General features: G+C 65.7%; 6 protein-coding genes and 2 pseudogenes (1 of these 8 only partly in view). 4 read left to right on the forward strand and 4 right to left on the reverse strand.

Going from position 1 to position 6,318, the window contains the following annotated elements:
- Positions 1 to 186 precede the first annotated feature (186 nt).
- The gene (gene nrdR / locus ACFE99_RS12045) at positions 187 to 651 is read left to right on the forward strand and encodes a transcriptional regulator NrdR (RefSeq protein WP_324966228.1); all 465 of its coding nucleotides are present in this window, start codon (positions 187 to 189) and stop codon (positions 649 to 651) included.
- 46 nt (positions 652 to 697) lie between these two features.
- Positions 698 to 1,183, forward strand: a complete 486-nt coding sequence (locus ACFE99_RS12050) for a peroxynitrite isomerase (protein ID WP_375485518.1) — start codon at positions 698 to 700, stop codon at positions 1,181 to 1,183.
- Between the two features lie 12 nt (positions 1,184 to 1,195).
- Here ACFE99_RS12050 and ACFE99_RS12055 read toward each other — a convergent pair whose 3' ends face one another.
- From ACFE99_RS12055 to ACFE99_RS12065, 3 genes are read right to left on the reverse strand one after another with little or no spacing between them, the layout of a single operon-like run.
- Positions 1,196 to 1,882: a PhzF family phenazine biosynthesis protein gene (locus ACFE99_RS12055; protein WP_375485520.1), complete on the reverse strand. Its 687-nt coding sequence runs from the start codon at positions 1,880 to 1,882 to the stop codon at positions 1,196 to 1,198.
- 34 nt (positions 1,883 to 1,916) lie between these two features.
- The gene (locus ACFE99_RS12060; RefSeq protein WP_375485522.1) at positions 1,917 to 2,939 is read right to left on the reverse strand and encodes an alpha/beta fold hydrolase; all 1,023 of its coding nucleotides are present in this window, start codon (positions 2,937 to 2,939) and stop codon (positions 1,917 to 1,919) included.
- A 36-nt stretch (positions 2,940 to 2,975) separates the two neighbouring features.
- Positions 2,976 to 3,941, reverse strand: coding sequence for a proteasome assembly chaperone family protein (locus ACFE99_RS12065; RefSeq protein ID WP_375485524.1), 966 nt, complete (start codon positions 3,939 to 3,941; stop codon positions 2,976 to 2,978).
- Positions 3,942 to 4,155: 214 nt separating this feature from the next.
- Between ACFE99_RS12065 and ACFE99_RS12070 the strand changes: the two genes are divergently transcribed.
- A complete protein-coding gene (locus tag ACFE99_RS12070; protein WP_375485526.1) occupies positions 4,156 to 4,953 on the forward strand; it encodes a trypsin-like serine peptidase in 798 nt (265 codons plus the stop codon).
- A 13-nt stretch (positions 4,954 to 4,966) separates the two neighbouring features.
- Here ACFE99_RS12070 and ACFE99_RS12075 read toward each other — a convergent pair.
- Positions 4,967 to 6,031: pseudogene (locus ACFE99_RS12075) on the reverse strand (FAD-dependent oxidoreductase).
- Positions 6,032 to 6,205: 174 nt separating this feature from the next.
- On the opposite strand from ACFE99_RS12075, the pseudogene ACFE99_RS12080 reads away from it, so the two are divergent.
- Positions 6,206 to 6,318 (forward strand): annotated as a pseudogene (locus tag ACFE99_RS12080) (DUF4192 domain-containing protein); it runs 940 nt beyond the window's last position.

The raw sequence follows: 6,318 nt of genomic DNA on the forward strand, positions 1-6,318 counted from the left end.
CAGGTCAAACGCTGATCGCGCCGGTCGGCTGACGACACTGCCGTGCACCGCGAAAACGCCGCCTGCCCAATGGTCCTCGCCGCAGGCAGCGCTGAACGCCTGTCCGCCGTGGTATTGGCTCTTCCGGCGAGCGCACAGGTACTCTCGGAGTGGTCCGAGGCACGCCGGCGGGACGAAGGAGCGGTCATGCACTGTCCGTTCTGCCGCCATCCCGACTCCCGAGTGGTCGACTCCCGGGAAACCGACGAAGGCCAGGCGATTCGGCGCCGTAGGGCGTGCCCGGAATGCGGGCGGCGCTTCACCACCGTGGAAACGGCGGTGCTGGCCGTGGTCAAGCGCAGCGGCGTCACCGAACCCTTCAGCCGGGAAAAGGTCATCAGCGGGGTGCGTCGGGCATGTCAGGGCCGCCAAGTCGACGACGACGCGCTGAACCTGTTGGCCCAGCAGGTCGAAGACACCGTGCGCGCGAAGGGGTCGCCCGAGGTGCCCAGTCATGAAGTCGGGTTGGCGATCCTTGGGCCGCTGCGAGAACTCGACGAGGTGGCATACCTGCGTTTCGCCTCGGTGTACCGATCGTTCTCTTCGGCAGACGATTTCGAGCGGGAGATCGAAGCGCTGCGGGCGCACCGCAAGGTGTCCACACCGAATTGAGCGGGCGCTGAAAAAGACGCCGAAACGTCGCCGTTAGGCTTGCGGCATGCCTGCCGAACTCCACCCTGATCTTGAAGCGTTAGCGCCGCTGCTGGGCACCTGGGCGGGCCGAGGCTCGGGCAAGTACCCGACCATCGAACCCTTCGAGTATCTCGAAGAGGTCGTGTTCTCCCATGTCGGCAAGCCCTTCCTGATCTACCGGCAAAAGACCAAGGCGCCTGCCGACGGCAAGCCGTTGCATGCCGAAACCGGTTATCTGCGGGTGCCGCAACCGGGTCGGGTCGAGCTGGTCCTGGCCCATCCGAGTGGCATTACCGAAATCGAGGTGGGCACATACTCAACGAGCGACGACGACATCGACATCGAGATGACGTCGTCGGCGATCGGGCTGACGCCAAGCGCCAAAGAGGTCACCGCGCTTGACCGCCGGTTGCGCATCAGCGGCGACGAGCTGTCGTATTCGGTGCGGATGGGTGCGGTCGGACAGCCGGTGCAGGATCACCTGACCGCAGTGTTGCGCCGCACGAGCTGAACACCCCCGCGTTCACACGATGTACATCACACCGTCGCTTACGACCCGGCCGACAACCTGAACCCAGCCTTCCGGATTCCAGGTGGTCTGGATGACGGAGCCCTTGCCCTGGGTGATGGTGAGGTCGCGGCTGAGGTAGTCGGTGATCCGCACAGCTGCGGAGCCGGTCGCTTCGTCTTCGGGCACACCCAAATTGCCGGCGAACATACGGGCCCGCAGAGCTCCCGCCGACCGGTCGGTCCAGGTCCACAGGTAGTGCTGAACATCATCGGGATAGTCGGCGGGGTCGGCGGCGGCCAGCTCGTCGAGCGAATCAAGCTCGTGGATCGCGAATTCGGGCGCCCATTCCGAGCGGGCGCTGATCGCGGTGAGTTCGCCGTGATAGCTGACCTGCACGATGCCGGCCGGCACCTGCAGGGTGCGAATCGGCGTGCCCTGTTCGCGCAGCCACCACGATGCGCCCAGGGTCGGGTGGCCGGCGAAGGGAAGCTCCGTCAGCGGCGTGTAGATGCGCGCGTGCGCCGTAGTCCCGCCTGACGCCGGCGGGGCGACGAAAATCGTTTCGCTGTAGCCCAATTGGCGTGCCAGGCTCTGCCGACGCCGCGGTTCCACGCTGCTGGCAGCGACGACGCCGAGCGGATTGCCGAAATTGCCGTGGGAGTCGGTGAAAACCCGTAGCACCATGACGTCGATTGCCATGGCGCCGACTGTACGACTCGGTGCCCGAGGAAGATCAGGTGGCGCTTCGTTCGTCGGAACCCATGGCGCTCAGCACCGCCACGCGGGTGTCGACCGAGCCGGAGACGGTACGCTCACCGCCGCCGGTTCTCAGCAGTTCGCGAAGCATTTCCTGGTTGTATTCGGCTGGCTCGGTGGTGTCGATGAAGCGTTCGACAACTTCGATGAAGCGGTCGGGGTCGTCGTGAAATGGGAAGTGTCCGGAGTTTTCGAAGATCTCGAGCCGCGAGCCGGGCATAGCCGCGTGCGCCATCCAGGCATGACTGACCGGCACGACCACGTCCCGTGTGCCCCAAATTAGTTGCACCGGAACAGATTTCGTCAAATAACATCGGTCCAGCATGGTCACCATCTGGCCGCGCCAGTCCACCACCGCGCGCAAAGTCCGGGTGAACGCCGATGACGCCATGGGCTCGGGCAGGTCAGCCAGTATCCGCAGCACGTCTGGCAGGTCCCGGCCCAGCGCGGTCGATCCCAGCAGCCGGCCCGCCGCGCGCCCGGCAATCTGCAGCGTCGGCAGCACCAGCGGCAGCCGCAGCAGCGCCAGAGCTTCACCGCCCAGCGGCAACGAAGCGCATCGCAACACGAGGTTGACGTCTTTGGTGACCCCGCCGGTGGCGACCAGGACGAGTCGGTCGACCAATTGCGGGAACTGGTAAGCGAATTGCATTGCCACGCCGCCGCCGAGCGAATGACCCACCACCGTCACCCGGTCGATGCCGAGCACGCTCAATAGATCCCGCATCCCATTGGCGTAGGCCGCCACCGAGTAGTCGGCCCGGGGTTTGTCCGACTGGCCGTGGCCGAGCAGATCGGGCGCAATGACGGTGAAACGTTGTGCGAGCTTGGCTTGCACGGTTTCCCACGTGGTGGAGTTGTCGGCGATGCCGTGAATCAGCAAGATCGCCGGCCCCGAGCCGGCGATCCGGAAAGCGCGCCGATAGCCATGGATGGTGCGAAACTGCAGTATCGGTGTCACCTCGCGCACCGGCCGCAGGTTGGGCTTTCGCTTGCTCATGTCGCCAACTCCACTGTCGGGCCGGATCGTAGGCGCTCAGCTCGGATTGTCGTCCTTGCGCTTCTTCTCCGCCTGTTGAGCCAAAAACCGCTCGAACTCGGCGCCGAGCTCGTCGCCGCTGGGCAGATCTCCGTCACGCGTCAGCAGTGACCGGTTCTCCTGGGCGGCAATGAACGCATCGTACTGGCGCTCCAGGGCGGCCACCACTTGAGCCACCTCCGGGCTGGCCTCCACCTGCTCGTCGATCTTGGCGCGGATGTCGGCTGCCGCTTCGGCCAGCGCCGTCAGCGGAAACTCGAGCGCACCGGTCTTGGCCACCTGCTCCAGCAGCGCCTGCGCGGCGGCCGGATAGTCCGTTTGGGCCAGATAGTGCGGGACGTGCACCGTGAACCCGACGACCTCGTGGCCGTGCTGCGCCATCCGGTACTCCAGCAAGTTGGACGCACTGCCCGGCACCTGGACTTCAGCGATCCACGGGGTGAAGTCGGCGATGAGCTCGCGATTGCTGGAGTGCGCGGTCATCGTTATCGGCCGGGTATGGGGAACGGCCATCGGGATTGTGCCCAAACCGATGGTCTGACGCACGCCGAGCCGCTCGGCGAGCAGGCGCACCGCGGTGACGAAACGCTCCCACTTCAGATCCGGCTCCATGCCGGCCAGCAGCAGAAACGGTGTCCCGACGCTGTCGTGCAGCGCGTACAGGCTCAGCTCCGGGTCCTCGTAGTGGGTGAAGTGGTCGGTCTTGAACGTCATCAGCGGTCGGCGCGAGCGATAGTCCAACAGCTCGTCGATCGCGAATGACGCCACCAGCTCGGTGTCCAGCGAATTCTTGAGATGGGCGGCCGCTAGCCGGATTGCATGACCGGCGTCGGAGAAGCCCTCCAACGCGTGCACCAAGACCGGACCCCGACCGTCAGGCGACGACAACTGCGGCGCGGGGAACTCAAGCTCGTACATCCCCGTTTGCTCACGGTGGTGGGGCTGCTTCCGTTCGTCGGCCATCGTTGTGCCTCCTCGTCACGGCGCTCTATCACGCCACGTCACCAGTTTCCCTCACATCGACGGGTGCCAAGAAGTCGATTCGGCTCACTAGTTAGCCCGCCTGTACGTTTCGAAACACCGGTGCTGGGGGACTGCATTCCGCTTCGGGTAGCTGGCCCGACCGTCGAGGCGTAGCCCGGCCTCGTTGAGCTGGCGTCGTGCATGATGAATACCGATGCGAGTGATGGCGGCGGTGCTCGGCGTTGCGGTCAGCCTCGCGTTGCTGTTGTCGGCCTGCGGTCAACCAGCCCGTCCGGCGGCCACCTCCACCGCGCGTGAGCAGCGCGCGAGCCGAACCGTTTCGCAGGTCGTGGCCGGTCCGGTAGCTCCCGACCCGCGGGTGGGCGCAGTGTTCCTCGGCGGCGGCGACCTGCATACCTGCACGGGCTCGGTGCTGCACTCGAGCGGAGGCGATCTCGTGTTGACCGCCGCGCACTGCCTGGGCGGGAATAGCCCGCCCACGTTCGTTCCCGGCTTCGCCGGTCAAGCCGCGCCCGACGACATCTGGACTGTTGACGCTGTCTATCTCGATCCGCGCTGGGTCAGTGGGCGAGATCCACACGCCGACTATGCGATTGTCCGCGTGAGCCGGACCGCTGGCGGATCGGTCGAGGCGCAGGCCGGCTCAGGGTTATCGTTGGGCAACGCACCGGCTCCCGGTAGCCAAGTCCGGGTCACGGCGTACGCGGCTGGTTTGGGAGGCACGCCGATTGGCTGCCAGGCCAGCACCGGCATCACCGCCGACGGTTATCCGTCCTTGCCGTGCGCCGGGCTGGTCGACGGCACCAGCGGTGCGCCGTGGATCAGCGGGTCGACGGTCATCGGGCTGATCGGCGGCCTCGATGGCGGCGGATGCGGGGAGGAGCTGTCCTACTCGGCGCCGTTCGATCAGCACATCGCCCAGCTGCTGGCGCGCGCCGAGGCCGGCGGCCCAGGTGATGCCGCGGCACCGGACTTCGACGACGGCTGTTAGATCGCGCGCCTCGCTAGCGGCGAAACTGGTTGAGCGCCCGTATCTTGTTGCCGACGTCCAGCGCCGCGACCTTGTACGCCTCCGAAAACGTCGGGTAGTTGAACACCGCCTCGACCAGGTATCCACCGTGCCAGCGCAGCCCATCACGGCCTGGCCGATGTGGATCATCTCGGTGGCGTTGCTGCCGAAGATGTGCACGGCCGAGCAGCTTGAGGTCCTCGGTGGACACCAGCAGCTTGAGCATGCCGTAGGAGTCACCGGCGATCTGGCCGCGGGCCAGTTCGCGATAGCGAGCCACCCCGACCTCGTAGGGCACCGCGTCCTTGGTCAGCTCCACCTCGGTGGCGCCGACATACGAGACCTCGGAATCGAATAGATGCCGATCGGCTGCAGCTCGGTCATGCCGTCGGTCGGCTCGCCGAAGGCATGGTAGGCAGCCAGCCGGCCCTGGTCCATTGAGGTGGCCGCGAGGGCCGGGAAGCCGATGACATCGCCCACGGCGTAGATGTGATCGACCTTGGTCCGGAAATGGTCGTCGACGAAGATGCGCCCGCGGCTGTCGGCTTCCAGGCCGGCGTTGGCCAGGTCGAGGTCGCCGCTCTGGCCTGGGCGTCCCGCCGAATACATCGCCGTCTCGGCGGGAATCTGTTTTGCCGCTGGCCAGTGTCGTGACCGTGCTTCGCTCTCCGCGAGTCTGATCTTCGACCAGCACGGCGTGCGGGTCGACAAAGCGGGCGTGCCCCATGAATAGGTCAATCCTATTGCGCATCAACTGGTTTCGGATCACATCAGCTTGCTTGCCGATGACATGCGCAGTGCGGTCCAACAAGTCGGCCGGCGTGATCTTGTCCCTGACCTGGTAGCTGGCGCCGTACAGCTCGCGTTGGCTCATACCGGTGAGGTAGAGCACCGCCTCGCGCAATGTCTTCGAGGGAATCGTGTCGGTGTTGACACAGACCCCGCCGAGCACCCGGCCGCGTTCGACGACCGCGACCGTCTTGCCGAGCTTGGCAGCGGCGATTGCGGCCTTCTGTCCGCCCGGCCCCGACCCGAGGACGACGACGTCGTATTCCAGCACCGAACCCATGAGTAGACATCTACGTCGGATTCGGGAGTTCCTGCAGCCTGAACCGCGATCAGCGGCCGGTGGTGCGCGGTCACACGACACACAGTGGCGATTTCGTCCACAACCGGCCCCTCGGCGAAGTCGCACAGGTGCTACTTGACGGTGATGGTTGCCAGCGTGTGACTCATGACAAAGCATCCATCCGACTTTGAACTCGACCGCCCCGGTGCGCTGATCGCCGCGTTACCGGCCGTCCTCGGTTTTGCGCCGGAAAAATCGCTGGTCCTGGTGTCGATCGA

The sequence above is a fragment of the uncultured Mycobacterium sp. genome (assembly GCF_964249325.1).
In the GTDB taxonomy this organism is placed as follows: domain Bacteria; phylum Actinomycetota; class Actinomycetes; order Mycobacteriales; family Mycobacteriaceae; genus Mycobacterium.

Excerpts from the sequence above, each read along its gene's own strand:
- ACFE99_RS12050 (WP_375485518.1), top strand. The coding sequence starts at position 698 with ATGCCTGCCGAACTCCACCCTGATCTTGAAGCGTTAGCGCCGCTGCTG.
- ACFE99_RS12060 (WP_375485522.1), bottom strand. The coding sequence starts at position 2,939 with ATGAGCAAGCGAAAGCCCAACCTGCGGCCGGTGCGCGAGGTGACACCG.
- nrdR (WP_324966228.1), top strand. The coding sequence starts at position 187 with ATGCACTGTCCGTTCTGCCGCCATCCCGACTCCCGAGTGGTCGACTCC.
- ACFE99_RS12055 (WP_375485520.1), bottom strand. The coding sequence starts at position 1,882 with ATGGCAATCGACGTCATGGTGCTACGGGTTTTCACCGACTCCCACGGC.
- ACFE99_RS12070 (WP_375485526.1), top strand. The coding sequence starts at position 4,156 with ATGCGAGTGATGGCGGCGGTGCTCGGCGTTGCGGTCAGCCTCGCGTTG.
- ACFE99_RS12065 (WP_375485524.1), bottom strand. The coding sequence starts at position 3,941 with ATGGCCGACGAACGGAAGCAGCCCCACCACCGTGAGCAAACGGGGATG.